Below are 21301 nucleotides of genomic sequence, written 5' to 3' on the forward strand. Positions count from 1 at the left end.
GTTCAGCCCTCCAGTGCGGCGAGGCCGGGAAGCGTCTTGCCCTCGAGGTACTCGAGGGAGGCGCCGCCGCCGGTCGAAATGTGTCCGAAGGCATTCTCGTCGAAGCCCAGGTTGCGGACGGCGGCGGCGGAGTCGCCACCGCCGACCACGGTGAAGCCGTCGCAGTTGAGCAGCGCCCGCGCGATGGAGGCGGTGCCCCCGGCGTAGTCGGGGTGCTCGGCGACGCCCACCGGTCCGTTCCAGAAGACGGTCTCCGCGTCGGCGATCTTCGCGGCGAAGAGCTCGCGGGACTTGGGGCCGATGTCCAGGCCCTCCATGTCCGCGGGGATCTTGTCCGCGTCGACGGTCTCGAAGGTGGCCGGGGCCTTCGTCTTCAGGTCGGGGAAGTCCGTGGAGACGAGGACGTCCACGGGGAGGACGAGCTCGACGCCGTTCTTCTCGGCGCGCTCCATGTACTCCAGGACGGTCGGGATCTGGTCCTCCTGGAGGAGGGAGATGCCGACCTCGTACCCCTTGGCCTTGAGGAAGGTGTACGCCATGCCGCCGCCGATCAGCAGGCGGTCGGCCTTGCCGAGCAGCTCGTCGATGACGGCGAGCTTGTCGGAGACCTTGGCGCCGCCGAGGATGACGGTGTAGGGCCGCTTGACGTCGTCCGTGAGCTTCTTCAGGACGCCGACCTCGGTGGCGATGAGGTAGCCGGCGGCGTGCGGGAGCTTGCCCGGCAGGTCGAACACCGAGGCGTGCTTGCGGTGCACGGCGCCGAAGCCGTCGCCGACGTACACGTCGGCGAGGGCGGCCAGCTGGTCCGCGAAGGCGCCGCGCTCGGCGTCGTCCTTCGAGGTCTCGCCGGCGTTGAAGCGGAGGTTCTCGATCACGGCGACCTGGCCGTCGGCCAGGCCGGCGACGGTCGCGGTGGCGGAGTCGCCGACCGTGTCGGTCGCGAAGGCCACGTCGGCACCGAGCAGCTCGCCGAGGCGGGCGGCGGCGGGGGCGAGGGAGAACTTCGCCTCCGGGGCGCCCTTGGGGCGGCCCAGGTGCGAGGCGACCACGACACGGGCGCCGGCGTCGGCGAGCGCCTTCACGGTGGGGACGACGGCGCGGATGCGGCCGTCGTCGGTGATGGTCGTGCCGTCGAGCGGCACGTTGAGGTCGGCGCGGACGAACACCCGCTTGCCGGAGACGCCCTCGGCGAGAAGCTCGTCGATCGTCTTCATCTGTCACTGACTCCTTGGTACGCGGTGGAGCACACAAACAGGGCTCGCACAGCGCGGCGTTGCGCTGCCCGAGCCCTGCTCACATCGAAAGCCTGCCCTGAAGTCTATTTAGAGCTGACCACCGACGAAGACGGTGAGGTCGACGAGACGGTTGGAATAGCCCCACTCGTTGTCGTACCAGCCCAGGATCTTGACGGTCCTGCCGTCCTGGACCATCGTCATGAGGGAGTCGAAGGTGCACGACGCCGGGTCGCTGACGATGTCCGAGGAGACGATCGGGTCCTCGGTGTAGTAGAGGACGCCCTTGAGGGCGCCGTCCTCGGAGGCCTTCTTGAACGCGGCGTTGACCTCGTCCTTGGTGACCTCGCGGTCGAGGGTGACGACCAGGTCGGTGGCGGAGCCGGTCGGGACCGGGACGCGCATCGCGATGCCGTCGAGCTTGCCCTTGAGCTGCGGGAGGACCAGGGCGGTGGCCTTGGCGGCACCGGTCGTGGTCGGGATGATGTTCTCCGCGGCGGCGCGGGCGCGGCGCAGGTCCTTGTGCGGGAAGTCCAGGATGCGCTGGTCGTTGGTGTACGCGTGGACCGTGGTCATGAGGCCCTTGACGATGCCGAAGTTCTCGTCGAGGACCTTCGCCATCGGCGCCACGCAGTTGGTGGTGCAGGAGGCGTTGGAGATGACGTGGTGGTTGGCCGCGTCGTACTGGTCCTGGTTGACGCCCATGACGACGGTGATGTCCTCGTCGGTGGCCGGAGCCGAGATGAGGACCTTCTTCGCGCCACCGGCGATGTGCTTCTCGGCGTCGGCCTTCTTGGTGAAGATGCCGGTCGACTCGATGACGATGTCGACGCCCAGCTCACCCCAGGGGATGTCGGCCGGGTTGCGCTCGGAGAGCACCTTGATGGTGTGGCCGTCGACCGTGATGCTGTCGGCGGTGTGGGAGACCTCGGCCTTGAGCGGGCCCAGGATGGTGTCGTACTTCAGCAGGTGGGCCGTGGTCTTGGTGTCACCCAGGTCGTTGACGGCAACGATCTCGATGTCAGCACCCTGATCAAGGAGCGCTCGGAAGTAGTTCCGGCCGATGCGGCCAAAGCCGTTGATGCCTACGCGGATCGTCACGAACCGATCTCCTCGTTAGCTACGCCGGTGTGTTCGACGCCGGCGAGAAATCTGATTTTTTGGGATGTCCCCGACCACTTACGACCCTACCGCTCCGGGCGCCCGGGGGAGACATCCAGCGCGACCGCGCGAGTCCGGAAAGTGAACACCAAAGGCCGACGGCCCATACCCCCCAAGGGGTACGGGCCGCCACGGGACCTTCGCCCCCATTACTCTCCGTCAGCGGCGGAGCACGCCGAGGGCCCTCCCGAGGAGCCTCGCGCGGTCGGCCGCGGCGGGCACGTGCTCCAGTCCGTAGCCGAGGAGGACGGTGTCGTCGGTGGTGACGGCGGCCTGCGAGTGGAAGAGCGCCGGGGAGCGCGACCAGTCGGCGGCGTTGCCCGGGCTGCCGGCCGGTGCGCCGGGTGTGGTCCAGGGGCCGAGGCCGGTCTCGAAGCCCTCCGCCTGGGTGGTGGAGGCGGTGACGAACCGGGTGTCGTCGACGAAGGCGCCCATCTCGCCCGTACCGGGGTCGGAGACGTACGAGATCGCCAGCTCGACCTGCTTGCCGGCCCAGGCGCTCAGGTCGACGGAGGCCTGCCGCCAGCCGTTGGAGGGGCCGGTGAAGGCGTTCCAGGAGCCGGTGGTGCCGGTGGGCGCGCAGCCGTCCGCGCCGAGGGTGAGGTAGCGGGTGAGGAAGGGGTGGCCGCGCAGGTAGTAGCCCTCGCCGCAGTCGGCCGGGGGCTCGGTGGAGGTGGCCCCGTTGCGGTCGGGCAGGGTGGTCCAGTCGTCCTGGCCGACGGTGTGGGCCTCGACGACGAGGTTGTCGTAGCCGGGCTCGGTGTCGTAGCTGACCTGGAAGTCGAGCCGGGGCTGCTCGGCGGCGGTGACGCCGGTGAGGTCGACGGTCCTGGCGAGCCGGGCCCAGGTGTCGTCGGCGTGCCGGACGGCGGCGAAGGTCGTGCCCTCGGCGGGCTCGAAGGGGGTGCGGACGCCGGGGTAGTCGCCGGCCGAGGCGCTGCTCGCGAACTGCGGGAAGGCGTCGGGCGCGAGGGCGTCGGAGGTGACGGTGTACGCGCCGGCGTTGTCGAGCGGGTTGCCGTCGGCGGAGCCGAGGCCCGCGCGGACGCCCGCGAGGGCGCCGCCGCCGGCGAAGGCGGGCGGCTGTCCGAGGGCGGCGCGGTGGTAGGCGCCGAGGTAGTACTGGGCGAAGTCGTTGGTCTCGGCCCGGCCGACCCGGGTGAGCCCGCCGGACTTCTCGCCGGCGTTGATCAGCTTGCCGCCCTCGTTGAGGAAGGCGCGCACGGCGAGCTGGGTGGGCCCGGAGGGCTGATCGGCGCCGGTGTACCAGACGACGGTGCGGAAGTGGGAGAGGACGCCGAGGGCGTCGGGCGCGCCCTGGGTGGCGACGTCCCAGACGGCGGCGGAGCGGCCGTTGTCGGCGAGCGCCTTCACGTACGCGGCGGTGTGGCGGCCCGCGGTGGTGCCGCCCTCGTCGGCGAGGACGAGGACGTCGCCGCGGGGCCGCTCGGCGACGGTGTAGGTGAAGGGGGCGGAGGCGGTCGCCCTGCCCTCGGGGGTGCGGGCGGTGAAGCGGACCTCGACGGAGTCGCCGGGCCGGGCGCCCTCGACCTCGGCGCGGTACTCGTCGTAGTACAGGTTGTCCTCGCCGCCGTACGTCTCGCCGCCCTCCCAGGCGCCGAGGCGTTCGCGGTGGAGGCGCCCGCCGTTGATCCGGTACGTGAGGGTCTTGTCGCGCAGGGACTTGCGCGCCGTGACCGCGACCTCCTGCTCCCCGCCGCGGGCGTAGGAGGTGGTGAAGGTCTTCGGGGTGAGGTCGGCGGCCTCGGTGCCGACCGGGGAGACGGGCCGGTCGGGGCGGGCGGCGCTCTCGGCGACGGCCAGCGCGAAGGGGATGTTCTTGGCGAACTCGGCCTGGATCAGCTTCTCGTCGTCCGGGAAGGTGAAGACGGAGGCGCAGTCGGCGGCCTCCCAGGCGTCGTCCGGGTCGACCCGGGAGGCGGTGGCGCAGGTCGACATCTCCGGGGTGAACATCTGCATGCCGTTGACGTTGGCGGCGTGTCCGTCGGCCTCGCCGTTGGTGGTGTACAGCTCCGAGGAGACCTGCGGCCGGTAGCCGGGGACGGCGGACTTCTGCGGGGTGCCGGCGAGCGCCTTGAGGGCGATGTCGTCGGGCGTGTCGGTGGCGACCTGCCAGCCGACGCCGTACAGCAGGAGCTGGGCGGCCGAGTGGTAGTTGACGCCGTACGAGAAACCGATGCGCTTCTGGAAGCGGTCGAGGGCCTTCGTCTCGGGCTCCGACATGGGGCCGGTGCCGCGGAAGGTCTCGTCGGCCGGGTCGGGCGAGGAACCCTCGTTGTCGTAGCCCCACTTGTAGGCGAAGTTGCGGTTGAGGTCGACGCCGTCGCCCGCGGCGATCCGGCCGTCCCCGTCGTTGTCGCGGAGGTTCTTGCGCCACTGCCGGTTGGCGGGGTCGGCGTGGGTGAAGTCGTAGCCGTCGGGGTTGGCGGAGAGCACGAACCACAGCTCGGTGGAGTCGACGACGCGGGTGATCCGCTGGTCCTTGCCGTAGTTGTCGAGGTAGTGGTGGAGCAGCCGCCGGGTCATCTCGGGGGTGATCCACTCGCGCGCGTGCTGGTTGGACAGGTACAGCGTGGCGGGCTTGGAGCCGTCCTTGGTCCGCTGGGCGCCCTTGCTGACCTTGAGGGCGAGGATGTCCTGCCCCTTGACGGTCCTGCCGATCGACACGACCTTCGTGAGGCCGGGGTTGGCCCGGGCGGTGTCGAGGATCTCCTGCTTGAGGCCGTTCGCGCCGCCGTAGGGGCGGAAGACGCCGTCGCCGGCGGCGGCGACCCGGCGTTCGGCCCGGTCGGTGAGCTGGTGCTCGGCGAGTTCGACGCCCCGGCCGCGCAGCTGCCCGGCCTGCCGTCCGGTGAGGAAGAGCTCGACGGTGGCGGAGCCCCTGGCGGGTACCTGCTCGGTCATCTCGTGGGCGTCGGCGCCCGCTTCGAGGAGCAGCGGGACCTGCTCCTGGGTGACGACGGCCCGCCACACGGAGAGGGCGTCACCGCCGTCCCGGTCGACCGGCCGTGCTCCGGCGACGGGTGCCGCCGCCACTCCCGCGATCAGCAGTGAAGCCGCGGCGAGGATCGATCTCGCTCTGCGTCCCATGAGCCCCCCTTGGTGGTGCCTGCCTCGAAGGTGAACAGACGCCAGGCTCATGGGCGCCCATGGGCCTGTCAAGGGTGCCTCGCGGGCACACGACGGAGCTGCCGGTGCCTCAGGAAGGCACCGGCAGCACGGAGTTCGCGGTTCCCGCGCCCGCTCGCTCGCGGCGGGTACGGGTCGGGGTGGGTCAGCCGACCAGGCTGTCGTCGAGCTCCTCGGTCAGGTTGGACTCGGTCCCGGGGATGCCCAGGTCCTGCGCCCGCTTGTCGGCCATCGCGAGCAGACGGCGGATCCGGCCGGCCACCGCGTCCTTCGTCAGCGGCGGGTCGGCGAGCGCGCCCAGCTCTTCCAGGGAGGCCTGCTTGTGCTCCATGCGCAGCCGGCCCGCGGCGGCGAGGTGCTCGGGCACCTCGTCGGCGAGGATCTCCAGGGCGCGCTGCACCCGGGCCCCGGCGGCGACGGCGGCACGGGCCGAGCGGCGCAGGTTGGCGTCGTCGAAGTTGGCCAGGCGGTTGGCGGTGGCGCGGACCTCGCGCCGCATCCGCCGCTCCTCCCAGGCGAGCACCGACTCGTGCGCGCCGAGCCGGGTCAGCAGGGCGCCGATGGCGTCGCCGTCGCGGACGACGACCCGGTCCACGCCGCGCACCTCGCGGGCCTTGGCCGCGATGGAGAGCCTGCGGGCCGCGCCGACCAGGGCGAGGGCCGCCTCGGGGCCGGGGCAGGTCACCTCCAGGGAGGAGGACCGGCCGGGCTCGGTCAGCGAGCCGTGCGCGAGGAAGGCGCCGCGCCAGGCCGCCTCCGCGTCACAGGTCGCGCCGGAGACCACCTGCGGGGGGAGACCCCGGATGGGGCGGCCTCGGCCGTCCACGAGTCCCGTCTGACGGGCCAGCTGGTCGCCGCCCGCCACCACCCGCACGACGAAGCGCGAGCCGCGCCGCAGTCCGCCGGGTGCCATCACGATCAGTTCGGAGCTGTGTCCGAAGATCTCCAGAATGTCCCGCTTCAGGCGGCGCGCCGCCATCGCCGTGTCGAGTTCCGCCTCGATCACGATGCGCCCGCTCACCAGGTGCAGCCCGCCCGCGAACCGCAGGATCGACGAGACCTCTGCCTTCCTGCAGCAGGTCCGGGTGACGGGAAGCCGGGAGATCTCGTCCTTCACCGCTGCCGTCATCGCCATGGGCCGATCCTTCCATGCATCCGAAAAATACGGTCGTACGCGGCAGCCAACAGCTCCGGGTCATGCTTCGCGGAGCCGTCGGGCCCGGCCACCGGCGCCAGCTCGACCGCGGCACCGAGCCGCTTGGCGGCATCGGCGAGGGACTCGCGATCGGGCACGGCGGCCTCGTCGGCGAGCACCACGTCCAGGGCGAGTTTAGGGGCGTGTCGTCCCAAAACCTCCAAATGACGCTGCGGAGAGAAGCCCTCGGTTTCTCCGGGCTGCGGCGCGAGGTTCAGGGAGAGCACCTTCCGGGCCTTGGTCTCGACCAGGGCGTCCAGGAGTTCGGGGACCAGGAGGTGCGGGATCACCGAGGAGAACCAGGATCCGGGACCCACGACCACCCAGTCCGCGTCGAGCACCGCCTCGACGGCCTCGGGCACGGCCGGCGGGTCGTGCGGGACGAGGTGCACGGACTGCACCTCGCCGGGGGTGAGCGCCACCGTCGCCTGCCCGCGGACCGTGTCCACGTCGTCCGGCCGCTCCGGGTCGTGCCCCCTGACCAGGGCCTGGAGCTCCAGCGGCACGGCGGACATGGGCAGCACCCGGCCCTGGGCGCCGAGCAGCCGGCCCACCAGGTCCAGGGCCTGCACGGGGTCGCCGAGCTGCTCCCAGAGGGCGACGATCAGCAGGTTGCCCACGGCGTGGCCGTTGATCTCGCCCTTGGACTGGAAGCGGTGCTGGATCACCCGGGCCCAGGTCTGGCCCCAGTCGTCGTCGCCGCAGAGCGCGGCGAGCGCCTTGCGCAGGTCGCCGGGGGGCAGCACGCCGAGCTCCTCCCGGAGCCGGCCGCTGGAGCCCCCGTCGTCGGCGACCGTGACGACGGCCGTCAGGTCGCCGGTGATCCGCCGGAGCGCGGCGAGGGACGCCGAGAGGCCCATGCCGCCGCCGAGGGCGACGACCTTGGGCTGGGCGCCCCTCCTGCGGAGCGTGCGCCGCCCCGTCAGGGTGGAGGCGCGGCGGCGGTACGGCTTCACTCTCGCCCCATGTCCCGGTGCACGACGACGGTCTCGACCCCTTCGGCGGCGATGCGGGCGGCGAGCCGCTCGGCGGTGGCCACGGAACGGTGCTTGCCGCCGGTGCAGCCCACGGCGATGGTCACGTACCGCTTGCCCTCGCGGCGGTAGCCCGCGGCGATCAGCTGGAGGAGCTCCGTGTAGCGGTCCAGGAACTCCTTGGCGCCGGGCTGGTTGTAGACGTAGTTCGACACCTCCTCGTTGAGGCCGGTGAAGGGGCGCAGCTCGGGGACCCAGTGCGGGTTGGGCAGGAAGCGCATGTCGACGACGAGGTCGGCGTCGACCGGCAGGCCGTACTTGAAGCCGAAGGACATGACGGTGGCCCGCAGCTCGGGCTCCTCGTCGCCGGCGAACTGGGCGTCCATCTTGGCGCGCAGCTCGTGGACGTTGAGGCTGGAGGTGTCGATCACGAGGTCGGCGTCGCCGCGCAGCTCGCGCAGGAGGTCGCGCTCGGCGGCGATGCCGTCGGTGATGCGGCCGTCGCCCTGGAGGGGGTGCGGCCTGCGGACGGACTCGAAGCGCCGGACGAGGGCCTCGTCGGAGGACTCCAGGAAGACGATCCGGCGGGTGACCTGCTTGGCGTCCAGGTCGGCGAGGGACTCCCTGAGGTTGTCGAAGAACTGCCGGCCGCGGACGTCGACGACGACCGCGATCCGGGCCACGTTGCCCTGGGAGCGGGCACCGAGCTCCACCATGGTGGGGATCAGCGCGGGCGGCAGGTTGTCGACGACGAACCAGCCGAGGTCCTCCAGACACTTCGCCGCGGTGGAACGGCCGGCTCCGGACATGCCGGAGATGATCACCAGCTCGGGGATGGCCGCCTCGGCGCCGTTGTCGCCGGGGGTCTCCTTGGTGCCCGTACTCACGTGTCGTGCTCCGTCTTCTCGGTCGTGCTCGTCGTGCTCGTCGTGCTGGTTCCGCTGCTCCAGCCGGTTCCGCTGTTCGTGCTCGTCGTGCTGCTGTCCGTGCCCGGTCATGCCGTGCCGCCCCCGTCGTCTTCCATGATCTCTCCTGTCGCCGTGTTCACGGCGGGCGCCGCCGGGGCCGCCTGCGCGAGGGCCACGACAACCGCCTCCGCGGTCTTCCGGCCCATGCCCGGAACCTCGCAGATCTGCTCGATTGTCGCCTGTCGGAGCCGCTTCACCGAGCCGAAATGCTTGATCAGGGCCTGCTTCCGTGTCTCGCCGAGGCCCGGGACCGCGTCGAGGGGGCTGGTCCGGATGCGTTTCGTCCGCTTGGAGCGCTGGTAGCGGATGGCGAAGTCGTGAGCCGTGTCACGCACCCGCTGCAGGAGGTACAGCCCCTCGCTGGAGCGGGGCAGCACCACCGGGTCGTCGTCCCCGGGCAGCCAGACCTCCTCCAGGCGCTTGGCGAGGCCGCAGACGGCCACGTCGTCGATGCCCAGCTCGTCCAGGGCCCGCTGGGCGGCCGCCACCTGCGGCTGCCCGCCGTCGACCACGACGAGCTGCGGCGGGTACGCGAACCGCTTGGGGCGCCCGTCGTCCCGGGGGTCCTCGGCCGGGACCTCGCCGTCCCCGCCGGGCACGTCCCCGCCGGGTACGTCCCCGTCGGTCCACTCCCCCGTCTTCTCCTTCTCGGCGAGGTAGCGCTTGAAGCGGCGGCTGATCACCTCGTGCATGGACCGGACGTCGTCCTGGCCCTCGAAGGACTTGATCTGGAAGCGGCGGTACTCGCTCTTGCGGGGCAGGCCGTCCTCGAAGACGACCATCGAGGCCACGACGTCCTCGCCCTGGAGGTGCGAGATGTCGAAGCACTCGATCCGCAGCGGCGCCGAGTCCAGGCCGAGGGCCTCGGCGATCTCCTCCAGGGCCCGGGAGCGGGTCGTCAGGTCGCTCGCGCGCTTCGTCTTGTGCAGGACGAGCGCCTGCTGCGCGTTCCGCGCGACCGTCGCCATCAGGTCCTTCTTGTCGCCGCGCTGCGGGACCCGCAGCGAGACGTTCGACCCGCGGCGGCCGGAGAGCCACGCCGTGACCGCCTCGACGTCCTCCGGCAGCGCCGGGACCAGGACCTCCTTGGGGACGGCGTCGCCGCTCTCCTCGCCGTACAGCTGCTGGATCGCGTGCTCGACGAGCCCGGCCGTGTCCACGGCCTCGACCTTGTCGGTGACCCAGCCGCGCTGGCCGCGCACGCGCCCGCCGCGCACGTGGAAGATCTGGACGGCCGCCTCCAGCTCGTCCTCGGCGAGGGCGATGAGGTCGGCGTCGGTGGCGTCCGCGAGGACGACCGCGCTCTTCTCCATGGCGCGGCGCAGGGCCTCTGTGTCGTCACGGAGCCGGGCGGCCTTCTCGTACTCCATGTCCTCGGCCGCGATCATCATCTGCTTCTCGAGCCTGCGGATGTACGTGCCGGTGCGGCCGGCCATGAAGTCGCAGAACTCCTCGGCCAGTTCGTGGTGCTCCTCGGGCGTGACCCGGCCCACGCAGGGCGCCGAGCACTTGCCGATGTAGCCGAGGAGGCAGGGGCGGCCGGCCGAGGCCGCGTTCCGGAAGACGCCCGCCGAGCAGGTCCGCACGGGGAAGACCCGCAGCATCAGGTCGACGGTCTCGCGGATCGCCCACGCGTGCGCGTACGGCCCGAAGTAGCGCACGCCCTTCTTCTTGTGGCCCCGCAGGACCTGGACGCGCGGGAACTCCTCGTTCAGCGTGACCGCGAGGTACGGATAGCTCTTGTCGTCCCGGTACTTGACGTTGAACCGGGGGTCGTACTCCTTGATCCAGGAGTACTCCAGCTGGAGGGCCTCGACCTCGGTCGAGACGACGGTCCATTCCACGGAGGCGGCGGTGGTCACCATGGTGGCCGTGCGCGGGTGCAGGCTGACGATCGGCTGGAAGTAGTTCGCCAGCCGCTGACGCAGGGACTTCGCCTTCCCCACGTAGATCACCCGGCGGTGCTCGTCGCGGAACTTGTAGACCCCCGGGGAGTCGGGGATCTGCCCCGGCTTGGGGCGGTAGCTGGAGGGGTCTGCCATGGTCCCCACCCTACTGGCGGGGACTGACACTCCGACGGGACGGAACGGGGCGTCGTTCCGTTGCGGTCACAACGGAACGGCGCCCCTTTCCGTGCCTAGGCCTCCGCGCCCCGACCCGCGCCCCGTGCGCGCCGCCGCCGCACCGCGCCCACGCCCGCGAGGGCGAGCAGCCCGCTTCCGCCCGCGGCTGCCGCGGCGGTGGCCGGGACGGCCGGCCCGTCGGCGGCGACCGGCGCCTGCGCCGCCTGCGGCGCGTACCCGCCCGCAGCCCCCTTCTTCCCGTACGCCGACCCCGGCAGCTTGTCCCCGTACGCGGCGGCGACCCGCTCCCGGTACGCGTCCAGGCTCGTGCCCCCCGCGCCCACCGCCCGTACCGCGTCCTCGTCGAGGGGCAGCACCTTCGCCCCCTTCTGGACGTACCACGCGTCGATCTGCGGCTCGCGGAACACGATCCCGCCGGGCAGCACGCGCCCGCCCTGCTCCGCGTACCGGATCTCGTCGTCGCCGGTGGCGATGTTCACCACCTGCCAGCCGCCCGGCTGCTTCACCGTCCACAGCGAGGCCTTCTGGCCGTCCGCGGCGACGGCCCGGCTGGCCCGGAACTCGACGCGGGCGACGGGCGCCCCCGGCTTCCCGGCGACGAAGTCCGGCGAGAGTATCCGCACCGGCACGGACCCGCCCTCGACGCGCGGCGCCGCCGCGGAGCGGGCGACCGCCCCGTCGCGGGCGAAGAACCGGGACAGCGTGTCCAGGGTCCCCGGCGCGGACGCCGCCTGCTCGGGGGTCGGCGCCGGCGGCAGGGTCTCCGCCGCGGCGGCCTGCGGAGCCCCCAGGGCGCCGAGGGCGACGAGGGCCGCGGCGGTCAGCAGACCGGCTCCCATGGCACGTCCGTTCATCGTCGTCACGCCCCGATCCGGTAGAGCGAGTGGGTCCAGGAGAAGGAGCTGTTGTTGACGTACCAGGCGTGCGACGCCCAGTTGTACCGGTCGCTGGACGGCCACGGGTCACCCCAGTAGACCCAGCTGCCGGAGTCGTCGTAGCCGTACAGGACGTGCATGTGACCGCCGCCGCTCGACCACTGGATCCGGGTCTCGACCGGACGGTTCGCGTTGATCTCGGTCTGGACGGTCGAGTAGCGGAGCCAGCCGGTGACGTAGGAGCCGGGGTTGATGCCCGCCCAGCTCAGGCCGTTCTGGACGTTGCCGAGGGTCGCCTGGTCGTTGGGGCACTCGTAGCCCTGCTGACGGTTGAAGGCGGCGTTGCAGAACTGGTTCTGGCTGTAGTTCCGGCCGAACCAGGTGGCGATGGTGTTGCCGCCGGCGGCCCAGCACCAGTTGGTCTTCTGCTGCGCCTGCATGGTGATGTTCAGCTGCCGGTAGCCGAGGGCGGCGTCCTCGCCCGACGGGGCGGCGGAGGCCGACGTCGTGGGGACGAGGAAGAGGGCGGCTGCGGCGAGTGCCGCGAGGACGGTTCTTCTGCTGCGCATCGCGTTCCTCCCATGGCGGGGGGTGGGGATGTGGGGAGTGGGGAGTGGAGGAGCGCGTCCGGACGCTGGTCAGGAGCATCGGCCGTTGTCGGAAGCGGGTCAACACGCTTCAATGCGGGGTGACATCGGTCTGTGAACGGTGCGGCCGGGGTGTGAACGGACGCCCTCGTCTCACCTGCCCGCCCACCGCCCGCGACACGACGGTCCGCTCCCCCGTCGTGAACGTTCACCGAGTTCACCGAGGAGTCCTCGTGAGCCACACCGAGGCCGATCTGGCGCAGCTGCTGCACACCGGCCCCTTCCATCTGGCGCTGCGGACCGCCTTCGCGGTGCGCGGGCTGCCGCTCCAGCGGGTGCAGCACCATCTCGCGCACCGGGGCGTGCGGGTCGGGGTGACGAGCCTCAGCTACTGGCAGCAGGGGGCCCGCCGCCCGCAGCGGCCGGAGTCGCTGAAGGCGGTGCGCGCCCTGGAGGAGGTGCTCCAGCTCCCCGGCAACTCGCTGCTGCGGCTGCTGGCGGACGACTCGTCGGGGCGGTCGGAGGTGGAGCGCCCGGCGGCCCGCTCGTACCGCTCCCTGGTGGAGGCGTCGGGCTCGGTCGAGGAGCTCCTCGCGGAGCTGGAGTCACCGGCGGACGGCGGGCTGCACACGGTGGGGCACCACGAGCGGGTACGGATCGGGGCGGGGCGCGAGCTGGTCGGGCGCGAGTCGCAGCACGTCGTGCGGGCCCACCGGGACGGCGTGGACCGCTACCTCGCCATCCACCACGGCGACCCGGGGTGCGATCCGTCCCGGGTGGGCGTCCGGGCCGTGGAGAACTGCCGGACGGGCCGGGTGCGCTGGCACGCCGGTACGGGGGTGGTCGTCGCGGAGCTGCTCTTCGACGCGCGGCTGCGGGCCGGGGACACGCACCTGTTCTCGTACGGCTTCGAGGACGGCACGGCGGGTCCGAGCGGGGAGTACATGCGGGGCTTCAGCTTCGCCGGAGGGCAGTACGTCCTCCAGGTCCGCTTCGACGAGGCGGCGCTGCCCGTGCGGTGCCGGAGGTTCGCCCAGACCTCGGCGGGCGCGCCGCGCGGGGGCCGCGCGGACCTGACGCTGAGCGGCAGGCACCGCACGGTGCACCTCGTGGAGCAGGGGGTGCGGCCCGGGATCCTGGGGGTCGACTGGGACTGGTCCTGAGGGATCCGGCCGCGGGGCTCAGGCCTTCGGGCCCGCGACGAGCTTGCCGCCCTCGACGCGGACGGGCACCTCGGGGAGCGGGACGGTGGCGGGGCCCTTGAGCGCCTTGCCGGTCGTCACGTCGAAGCGGCTGCCGTGGCAGGGGCAGTTGCCCTCGTTGTCCTCGATCTTGTCGAGGACGCAGCCGGCGTGGGTGCACTGGGCGCTGAAGGCCTTGTACTCGCCCTTGGCGGGGCAGCTGACCAGGACGCGCTGCTCGCGGTAGAGCTTGGCGCCGCCGACCGGGACCTCGTCGGGGGAGCCCAGCGGGACCGGGGCGGTCGGCGTCGGGACCTGGGCGTGGCCGAGCTTGGAGTCGGTGGAACAGGCGGCGGCTCCCAGCCCGGCGGCGCCGGCGAGGGCGGCACCCTTCAGGACGGTGCGGCGGCTGGACTGGCCGGACATGTGCGCTCCACGGTGGCGTCGGATCGGGGCAAGGGTGACCGAACCGACGATACCGGCGGCCTCCGACAGGCCGTCGCGGGGCCCCGTGGTGGGGCCCCGCGAGGCTGTCGGGCCGGGTCAGGCCTTGCGGGCGCGGGTGGTCGCCTTCTTGGCCGGGGCCTTGGCGGCCTTGGTCGCCTTGGTGGCGGTGGCCGCCTTGGTGGCGGTGGCCTTCTGGGCGGTGGCCTTGGTGGCCGCGGCCTTCGTGGTCGCCGCCTTCTTCGCGGGGGCCTTCTTCGCGGGGGCCTTCTTCGCCGCCGTCTTCTTCGCTCCGCGTGCCGCCGGCACGGTCGCGTCGGCGTCGCTGATCCGGTCGGCGCCGAGGATCTCGCGGAGGAACTTGCCGGTGTGGCTGGCCGGGACCGAGGCGACCTCCTCGGGCGTGCCCTCGGCGACGACGAGACCGCCGCCGCTGCCGCCCTCGGGTCCCATGTCGATGAGCCAGTCCGCCGTCTTGATGACGTCGAGGTTGTGCTCGATGACGATCACCGAGTTCCCCTTGTCGACCAGGCCCGACAGGACCTTGATCAGCTTCGAGATGTCCTCGAAGTGGAGACCGGTGGTCGGCTCGTCCAGGACGTAGACCGTGCGGCCCGTGGAGCGCTTCTGGAGCTCGGAGGCGAGCTTGACGCGCTGGGCCTCGCCGCCGGAGAGCGTCGGCGCCGACTGCCCGAGGCGGACGTAGCCGAGGCCGACCTCGTTGAGCGTGCGCAGGTGGCGGGCGATGGTCGGGACGGCCTCGAAGAAGTCGAGGGCCTCCTCGATCGGCATGTTCAGGACTTCGGCGATGGACTTGCCCTTGTAGTGGACCTCCAGGGTCTCCCGGTTGTACCGGTCGCCGTGGCAGACCTCGCACGGGACGTAGACGTCCGGGAGGAAGTTCATCTCGATCTTGATCGTGCCGTCGCCGGAGCAGTTCTCGCAGCGGCCGCCCTTCACGTTGAAGGAGAACCGGCCGGGCAGGTAGCCCCGGACCTTGGCCTCCATCGTCTCGGCGAAGAGCTTGCGGACGTGGTCGAAGACGCCGGTGTAGGTCGCCGGGTTCGACCGGGGGGTCCGGCCGATCGGGGACTGGTCGACGTGCACGACCTTGTCGACGAGGTCGTCGCCGTCCACGCGCGTGTGGCGTCCGGGCACCGACTTGGCGCCGTTCAGCTCCCGGGCCAGGTGGGTGTAGAGGATGTCGTTGACCAGGGTCGACTTGCCGGATCCGGAGACGCCGGTGACGGCCGTGAGGACGCCGAGCGGGAAGGAGACGTCGATGTCCCGCAGGTTGTTCTCGCGGGCGCCGTGGACGGTGAGCGCGCGGCCCGGGTCCACGGGGCGGCGGATCGCCGGGGTGGGGATCGCCCTGCGGCCGGACAGGTACTGCCCGGTCATGGACTCCTCGTTGGCCAGGAGCTCCTTCAGGGGTCCGGAGTGGACGACCTTGCCGCCGTGCTCGCCGGCGCCGGGGCCGATGTCGACGACCCAGTCGGCGACGTTGATCGTGTCCTCGTCGTGCTCGACGACGATGAGCGTGTTGCCCATGTCCCGGAGCCGGACCAGGGTCTCGATGAGCCGGTGGTTGTCGCGCTGGTGGAGACCGATGGACGGCTCGTCGAGCACGTACAGCACGCCGACGAGGCCGGAGCCGATCTGGGTGGCGAGCCGGATGCGCTGGGCCTCGCCGCCGGAGAGCGTGCCGGCGGCCCGGTTGAGCGACAGGTAGTCGAGGCCGACGTCGACGAGGAAGCGGAGCCGCTCGTTGACCTCCTTGAGGACCCGCTCGGCGATCTTCTTGTCGCGGGCGTTCAGCGTGAGGCGGGAGAGGAACTCGGCGCAGTCGCTGATGGACATCGCGGAGACCTCGGCGATGGACCGGTCCATGACCGTGACCGCGAGGACGATCGGCTTGAGGCGCGTGCCCTGGCAGGTGGGGCAGGGCACCTCGCGCATGTAGCCCTCGAAGCGCTCCCGGCTGGAGTCGCTCTCGGCCTCGCCGTGCCGCCGCTTCACGAAGGAGACGGCGCCCTCGAAGGCGGGGGTGGTCCAGGCGCGCTCGCGCCCGTACCGGTTCTTGTAGCGGACCTCGATCTGGGTCTTGTGGCCGTACATGAGGGCCTTCTTCGCGCGCTGCGGAAGACCGGCGTACGGGATGTCGGTGCGGAAGCCGAGGGCCTGGGAGAGGCCGTCGATCATCCGGCCGAAGTACTCCTTGGTGTGGCCGTGCGACCAGGGGTGGATCGCGCCCTCGTCGAGCGACTTGTCCTCGTCGGGGACGATCAGCTCGGCGTCGACCTCCATGCGCGTGCCGATGCCGGTGCAGTCGGGGCAGGCGCCGAAGGGCGAGTTGAAGGAGAACGAGCGCGGCTCGAGCTCCTCGAAGGACAGGTCGTCGTAGGGGCAGTAGAGGTGCTCCGAGTACATCCGCTCGCGCTCGGGGTCGTCCTCGGGGAGGTCGACGAAGTCGAGGACGACCATGCCGCCGGAGAGGCCGAGGGCGGTCTCGACGGAGTCGGTGAGCCGGCGCTTGGCGCTGTCCTTGACGGTGAGGCGGTCGACGACCACCTCGATCGTGTGCTTCTCCTGCTTCTTGAGCGTCGGCGGCTCGCTCAGCTGCACGGTCACGCCGTCGACCCGGGCACGGCTGTAGCCCTTGGTCTGGAGGTCGGCGAAGAGGTCGACGAACTCGCCCTTCCGCTCGCGGACGAGCGGCGAGAGGACCTGGAAGCGGCTGCCCTCGGGGAGCTCCAGGACCTTGTCGACGATGGCCTGGGGCGACTGCCGGGAGATCGGCCGGTGGCACTCGGGACAGTGCGGCTTGCCGATGCGGGCGAAGAGCAGCCGGAGGTAGTCGTAGACCTCGGTGATGGTGCCGACCGTCGAGCGCGGGTTGCGCGAGGTCGACTTCTGGTCGATGGAGACGGCGGGCGACAGACCTTCGATGAAGTCGACGTCCGGCTTGTCCATCTGGCCGAGGAACTGCCGGGCGTAGGAGGAGAGCGACTCGACGTACCGGCGCTGCCCCTCGGCGAAGATCGTGTCGAACGCGAGGGAGGACTTGCCCGACCCCGAGAGTCCGGTGAACACGATCAGGGAGTCGCGCGGCAGGTCGAGCGAGACGTTCTTGAGGTTGTGCTCGCGGGCGCCGCGGACGATGAGACGGTCGGTCACGCCGGTCCGCACCTTTCTTGAGAGAGCGGATGTGCCTGACACACCCAACAACCAAGGATGCCGGATGCTTCCGTCGAGCCTATAGCACGCACATTCGATTTCCGGCCTTCTGGAGACCGCTTCACCCGAACGAGTGTCGCGCTAGGGTCGGCGCCATGATCGACCACGAACGTGATCTCGTCTCCGTCAAAGAAGCGACCGACCGCCTGCTGACCGCGGCCGCCTCCTGGGACAACGCGGTGACGGCCGAGCCGTCACGGCTTCCCGGCTGGACGCGCGGCCATGTGCTCGCGCACCTCGCCCGGAACGCCGAAGCCCTCGTGAACGTCTTCGAGGGCCGTCCGATGTACCCCGACGCCGCGACCCGCGACGCCGACATCGAGCGCGACTCCGGCCGCCCGCTCGCCGAGCAGCTCGCCGACGTCCGCGCGACCGCCGAGGCCTTCCAGTCCGTGAGCGCCGAGCCCGCCGACTGGAACCGCGTCGTCGAGCTCCGCAACGGCATCACCGACAACGCCTTCCGCATCCCCTTCCGGCGCTGGGTCGAGGTGGACCTGCACCACGTCGACCTGGGGCTCGGCTACGAGCTGGAGGACCTGCCCGAGGAGTTCGTCCGGCGGGAGATCGACTTCCTCGCCGACCGCTGGACGGGCGTCGCCGGCGTGCCGCCGACCCGGGTCGAGGCCACGGACGGCACGGGGACCTGGACGACCGGCGCGCCCGAGGGCACCGGCACCACGGTGACCGTGTCGGGGCCCGCTCCGGAGCTCCTCGGCTGGCTCTCCGGCCGCCGCGACGGCTCCGCCCTGAAGACCGAGGGCGGCCCGCTCCCGGAGCTCCCCGCGCTGTAGGGCCCGCCCGACCGGCCCCGGGCCGATGCCGCCGCTGCCGCCGCTGTCGGTGTCGGTGCCCGGGGCTAGTCTGAGCCCATGACGTACAGCGGAGCGGTGAAGGTAGGCGGACCGGCGGACGTGCACGAGCTGACGGGCCTGATGATCTCGAAGGTCGCGGTCGGCCCGATGGAGAACAACGCGTACCTGCTGCGCTGCCGGGCCACCGGCGAGCAGCTGCTGATCGACGCGGCCAACGAGGCCGACACGCTGCTCACGCTGATCGGTGACGACGGCATCGCCTCCGTCGTCACCACCCACCGCCACGGCGACCACTGGCAGGCCCTCGCCGAGGTCGTCCGCGCGACCGGCGCGCGGACGTACGCGGGCGCGTACGACGTGGAGGGCATCCCGGTCCCCACGGACGTACCGGTCGAGGACGGCGACACGATCCGGGTCGGCCGCGTGGAGCTGACCGCGCGCCGCCTCGTAGGGCACACCCCGGGGTCGATCGCGCTCGTCTACGACGACCCGCACGGCCACCCGCACGTCTTCACCGGCGACTGCCTCTTCCCTGGCGGGGTGGGCAACACCTGGAAGGACCCGAAGAACTTCACGACGCTCCTGGACGACGTCGAGTCCAAGCTCTTCGCGGTCCTGCCCGACGAGTCCTGGGTCTACCCGGGCCACGGCAAGGACACCACGCTCGGTGACGAGCGCCCGCACCTCGCGGAGTGGCGCGAGCGCGGCTGGTGATCGGGGGCGTACGGGCCGGGTGACCGGGGGCGTACTGGCTGGGTGACCAGCAGCGTACGGACGGCGCGCGGTCCGTCGGCCGCGCGCTACCGCACGCCCCGCGTAACCGGGAGCGGCGTCGGGTAGTTGGCGCCACATGCGCACCAGTGACTCTCCGTCGCCACCCCCGCCCCCGAGCCCCGCTCCCCCGGCCGCACCGGCCCCGCCCTCGATGACCCGGCTCGCCACGGCCTCGCTCGTCGGCACCGCCATCGAGTTCTTCGACTTCTTCGTCTACGGCACCGCCGCCGCGCTCGTCCTCGGCCCGCTCTTCTTCCCGACCTTCTCCCCGCTCGCCGGGACCCTGGCCGCCTTCGGCACCTTCGCCGTCGGCTTCCTCTCCCGGCCGCTCGGCTCGGTCCTCTTCGGGCACGTCGGCGACCGGTACGGCCGCCGGCCGGTCCTCTTCGCCTCGCTGCTCCTGACGGGCTGCGCCACCGTCGCGGTCGGCTGCGTCCCCACGTACGCGACGATCGGCATCGCCGCTCCCCTCCTCCTGCTCCTCCTCCGCTTCCTCCAGGGCCTCGGCCTCGGCGGCGAGTGGGGCGGGGCCGTCCTGCTGACCGCCGAGCACGCCCCGGCGCACCGGCGCGCGCTGTGGGCGAGCTTCCCGCAGATCGGGCCCGCCGTCGGCTTCCTCCTCGCGAACGGCGTGATGCTGGCGCTCACGGCGGGCCTGAGCGACGCGGAGTTCCGCTCGTGGGGCTGGCGCGTGCCGTTCTGGGCGGCGGGCGTCCTCGCGGCGGTCGGGCTGCTGCTGCGCTCCTCGCTCGCGGAGACCCCGCAGTTCGAGGAGCTCTCCGCCTCGGGGCGGCGGGCGAGCGCGCCGCTGGCCGAGGTGGCGCGCGGCCACTGGCGCCTGGTGCTGCTCACGGCCGGCGCGCTCGCCGTCGGGTACGCGGTGTTCTACACGGTCTCGACGTGGGCGCTGGCCTACGGCACCGAGCGGCTCGGGGTGAGCAGCACGGTCATGCTCACGTGCGTCATGGCGGCGGTGGCGATCAAGGGGGCCGTCACCCCGTTCGTCGCGCTCCTGGCGGACCGCTGGGGCCGGCGCCCGCTCTGCCTGGCCGGGTGCGCGGCCTCGGCCCTCTGGATGTTCCCGATGGTGGCCCTGCTGCACACCGCGCGGCCGCTGCTGATGTTCCTCGGGTTCCTCGGCTCGATGCTGGCCTTCATCACGATGTTCGCGGTGGTCGCCGCGTACCTCCCGGAGCTCTACGAGCCCCGTGTGCGCTGTACGGGAGCGGCCGTCGGCTACAACCTCGCCGGGGTCCTCGGGGGTGCCCTGACGCCGATCGTCGCCACGACGCTGTCGGACGGCGGCTCGGGTCCGCCGTGGGGCGTCGCCGCCTATCTGACCCTGGTCGCCCTCGTCAGCCTGGGCTGCTTCGCGCTCCTGCCGGAGACGCTTCCCGCCCGCGCCGAGGCGCCGGAGGCGGCGCCGGCCTGACGGGCGGCGAACGGACGGACGGGAACGGCGAACGGCCGGCCCGGGGCGGGTGCCCCTGGCCGGCCGTTCGCCGTGCGCCTGACGTGTCAGGTATCAGGCGACCGGTATCAGGCGTCGACCGCTTCCTTCTCGCGCTCCGCCTGCTTCTTGGAGGCGATGAGGCTGGTGATCGTGGTGACGATCAGGACGCCGCAGATGACCGCGAGCGAGAACGGGATCGAGATCTCCGGGACGTGCACCCCGGACTCGTGCAGCGCGTGCAGGACCAGCTTCACGCCGATGAAGCCGAGGATCACCGACAGGCCGTAGCTGAGGTGGACCAGCTTCTTGAGCAGGCCGCCGATCAGGAAGTACAGCTGGCGCAGACCCATGAGGGCGAAGGCGTTGGCGGTGAAGACGATGTACGGGTCCTGGGTCAGGCCGAAGATCGCCGGGATGGAGTCGAGGGCGAACAGGATGTCCGTGGTGCCGATGGCGAGCATGACGACCATCAGCGGGGTCATGATCCGCTTGCCGTTCTCACGGATGAAGAGCTTCGTGCCGTGGTACCGGTCGGCGACGCCGAACTTCTTCTCGACGGTCTTGAGGAGACGGTTCTCCTCGAACTCGTCCTCCTCCTCGTCGGAGCGCGCCTCCTGGATGAGCTTCCAGGCGGTGTAGATCAGGAACGCGCCGAAGATGTAGAAGACCCACGAGAAGCTCGCGATGATCGCGGCGCCCGCAGCGATGAAGATCGCGCGCAGGACCAGGGCGATCAGCACACCCACGAGCAGCACGCGCTGCTGGAGGTGGGAGGGGACCGAGAACTTCGCCATGATCAGGACGAACACGAAGAGGTTGTCGACGCTGAGCGACTTCTCGGTGATGTAGCCCGCGAAGAACTCGCCGGACGCCTGGCTGTTGCCGAAGAGCAGCAGTCCGAGGCCGAACAGCGCGGCGAGGACGATCCAGACGACGGTCCAGATTCCGGCTTCCTTGACCGAGACGTCATGGGGCTTCCGCCCGATGAAGAAGTCGGCTCCGATGAGGGCGCACAGACCGAGAATGGTCAGCACCCACAGGGTCATTGAAACGTCCACTGCGCCTCCGGCGTCGTACGGCTACATGATCAGCTTCGTCGCTGCCGGAGGTCTCTTCCACCCGCGCGGCGCTCGCACCGCCTCGGGCCGACGCCCCGGGCCGGATCATGGGATCC

General features: G+C 71.7%; 16 protein-coding genes. 4 read left to right on the forward strand and 12 right to left on the reverse strand.

Annotated features, from left to right (window positions below; all coding sequences use genetic code 11):
- Positions 1 to 2: 2 nt before the first annotated feature.
- The 9 genes from AB0G79_RS16540 to AB0G79_RS16580 form a co-directional block, all read right to left on the reverse strand.
- Positions 3 to 1214, reverse strand: a complete 1212-nt coding sequence (locus AB0G79_RS16540) for a phosphoglycerate kinase (protein WP_360806848.1) — start codon at positions 1212 to 1214, stop codon at positions 3 to 5.
- Positions 1215 to 1322: 108 nt separating this feature from the next.
- Positions 1323 to 2333: a type I glyceraldehyde-3-phosphate dehydrogenase gene (gap, locus tag AB0G79_RS16545; protein WP_360806851.1), complete on the reverse strand. Its 1011-nt coding sequence runs from the start codon at positions 2331 to 2333 to the stop codon at positions 1323 to 1325.
- A gap of 219 nt (positions 2334 to 2552) precedes the next feature.
- The gene (locus AB0G79_RS16550) at positions 2553 to 5504 is read right to left on the reverse strand and encodes a M14 family zinc carboxypeptidase (RefSeq protein WP_360806854.1); all 2952 of its coding nucleotides are present in this window, start codon (positions 5502 to 5504) and stop codon (positions 2553 to 2555) included.
- 184 nt (positions 5505 to 5688) lie between these two features.
- On the reverse strand, positions 5689 to 6678 hold the full coding sequence (gene whiA / locus AB0G79_RS16555) for a DNA-binding protein WhiA (protein ID WP_046911893.1): 990 nt from the start codon (positions 6676 to 6678) through the stop codon (positions 5689 to 5691).
- Entirely contained in the window at positions 6669 to 7694 is a 1026-nt protein-coding gene (yvcK, locus tag AB0G79_RS16560; protein ID WP_360806857.1) for a uridine diphosphate-N-acetylglucosamine-binding protein YvcK, read from the reverse strand. The genes whiA and yvcK overlap by 10 nt, the downstream gene beginning before the upstream one ends.
- A complete protein-coding gene (gene rapZ, locus AB0G79_RS16565) occupies positions 7691 to 8710 on the reverse strand; it encodes an RNase adapter RapZ (protein WP_360806860.1) in 1020 nt (339 codons plus the stop codon). The genes yvcK and rapZ overlap by 4 nt, the downstream gene beginning before the upstream one ends.
- Complete coding sequence (gene uvrC / locus AB0G79_RS16570; RefSeq protein WP_360806863.1) at positions 8707 to 10722, reverse strand: excinuclease ABC subunit UvrC; 2016 nt, start codon at positions 10720 to 10722, stop codon at positions 8707 to 8709. The genes rapZ and uvrC overlap by 4 nt, the downstream gene beginning before the upstream one ends.
- 95 nt (positions 10723 to 10817) lie before the next feature.
- Entirely contained in the window at positions 10818 to 11618 is an 801-nt protein-coding gene (locus AB0G79_RS16575) for a hypothetical protein (RefSeq protein ID WP_360807072.1), read from the reverse strand.
- Positions 11619 to 11623: 5 nt separating this feature from the next.
- Complete coding sequence (locus tag AB0G79_RS16580; RefSeq protein WP_360806866.1) at positions 11624 to 12208, reverse strand: papain-like cysteine protease family protein; 585 nt, start codon at positions 12206 to 12208, stop codon at positions 11624 to 11626.
- Between the two features lie 251 nt (positions 12209 to 12459).
- Here AB0G79_RS16580 and AB0G79_RS16585 point away from each other — a divergent pair, with 251 nt between their 5' ends.
- The gene (locus tag AB0G79_RS16585) at positions 12460 to 13389 is read left to right on the forward strand and encodes a hypothetical protein (protein WP_360806868.1); all 930 of its coding nucleotides are present in this window, start codon (positions 12460 to 12462) and stop codon (positions 13387 to 13389) included.
- 18 nt (positions 13390 to 13407) lie between these two features.
- On the opposite strand, the gene AB0G79_RS16590 is transcribed toward AB0G79_RS16585, so the two are convergent.
- Both AB0G79_RS16590 and uvrA read right to left on the reverse strand, forming a co-directional pair.
- A complete protein-coding gene (locus AB0G79_RS16590; protein ID WP_360806870.1) occupies positions 13408 to 13833 on the reverse strand; it encodes a Rieske (2Fe-2S) protein in 426 nt (141 codons plus the stop codon).
- Between the two features lie 117 nt (positions 13834 to 13950).
- Entirely contained in the window at positions 13951 to 17028 is a 3078-nt protein-coding gene (uvrA, locus tag AB0G79_RS16595; RefSeq protein WP_360806872.1) for an excinuclease ABC subunit UvrA, read from the reverse strand.
- Between the two features lie 155 nt (positions 17029 to 17183).
- Here uvrA and AB0G79_RS16600 point away from each other — a divergent pair, with 155 nt between their 5' ends.
- The 3 genes from AB0G79_RS16600 (at position 17184) to AB0G79_RS16610 (ending at position 20106) form a co-directional block, all read left to right on the forward strand.
- Positions 17184 to 17879: a maleylpyruvate isomerase family mycothiol-dependent enzyme gene (locus tag AB0G79_RS16600; protein ID WP_360806873.1), complete on the forward strand. Its 696-nt coding sequence runs from the start codon at positions 17184 to 17186 to the stop codon at positions 17877 to 17879.
- Positions 17880 to 17957: 78 nt separating this feature from the next.
- Positions 17958 to 18614 carry an MBL fold metallo-hydrolase gene (locus tag AB0G79_RS16605; protein WP_360806875.1) on the forward strand — a complete coding sequence of 219 codons (657 nt, stop codon included), beginning with the start codon at positions 17958 to 17960 and terminating at the stop codon, positions 18612 to 18614.
- Between the two features lie 211 nt (positions 18615 to 18825).
- Positions 18826 to 20106 carry an MFS transporter gene (locus tag AB0G79_RS16610; protein ID WP_360806877.1) on the forward strand — a complete coding sequence of 427 codons (1281 nt, stop codon included), beginning with the start codon at positions 18826 to 18828 and terminating at the stop codon, positions 20104 to 20106.
- Between the two features lie 107 nt (positions 20107 to 20213).
- Here the strand turns inward: AB0G79_RS16610 and AB0G79_RS16615 are convergent, their stop codons facing one another.
- Positions 20214 to 21185 carry a TerC/Alx family metal homeostasis membrane protein gene (locus tag AB0G79_RS16615; protein WP_360806879.1) on the reverse strand — a complete coding sequence of 324 codons (972 nt, stop codon included), beginning with the start codon at positions 21183 to 21185 and terminating at the stop codon, positions 20214 to 20216.
- Positions 21186 to 21301: the final 116 nt, after the last annotated feature.

This window comes from Streptomyces sp. NPDC020807, from assembly GCF_040641575.1.
GTDB lineage: Bacteria > Actinomycetota > Actinomycetes > Streptomycetales > Streptomycetaceae > Streptomyces.

What these genes read in the sequence shown, in the direction of transcription:
- rapZ (WP_360806860.1), bottom strand. Translation starts at nt 8,710, where the DNA reads ATGACCGGGCACGGACAGCAGCACGACGAGCACGAACAGCGGAACCGG.
- AB0G79_RS16580 (WP_360806866.1), bottom strand. Translation starts at nt 12,208, where the DNA reads ATGCGCAGCAGAAGAACCGTCCTCGCGGCACTCGCCGCAGCCGCCCTC.
- whiA (WP_046911893.1), bottom strand. Translation starts at nt 6,678, where the DNA reads ATGGCGATGACGGCAGCGGTGAAGGACGAGATCTCCCGGCTTCCCGTC.
- uvrC (WP_360806863.1), bottom strand. Translation starts at nt 10,722, where the DNA reads ATGGCAGACCCCTCCAGCTACCGCCCCAAGCCGGGGCAGATCCCCGAC.
- AB0G79_RS16605 (WP_360806875.1), top strand. Translation starts at nt 17,958, where the DNA reads ATGACGTACAGCGGAGCGGTGAAGGTAGGCGGACCGGCGGACGTGCAC.
- AB0G79_RS16610 (WP_360806877.1), top strand. Translation starts at nt 18,826, where the DNA reads ATGACCCGGCTCGCCACGGCCTCGCTCGTCGGCACCGCCATCGAGTTC.
- AB0G79_RS16575 (WP_360807072.1), bottom strand. Translation starts at nt 11,618, where the DNA reads ATGAACGGACGTGCCATGGGAGCCGGTCTGCTGACCGCCGCGGCCCTC.
- AB0G79_RS16550 (WP_360806854.1), bottom strand. Translation starts at nt 5,504, where the DNA reads ATGGGACGCAGAGCGAGATCGATCCTCGCCGCGGCTTCACTGCTGATC.
- AB0G79_RS16600 (WP_360806873.1), top strand. Translation starts at nt 17,184, where the DNA reads ATGATCGACCACGAACGTGATCTCGTCTCCGTCAAAGAAGCGACCGAC.
- AB0G79_RS16540 (WP_360806848.1), bottom strand. Translation starts at nt 1,214, where the DNA reads ATGAAGACGATCGACGAGCTTCTCGCCGAGGGCGTCTCCGGCAAGCGG.
- AB0G79_RS16590 (WP_360806870.1), bottom strand. Translation starts at nt 13,833, where the DNA reads ATGTCCGGCCAGTCCAGCCGCCGCACCGTCCTGAAGGGTGCCGCCCTC.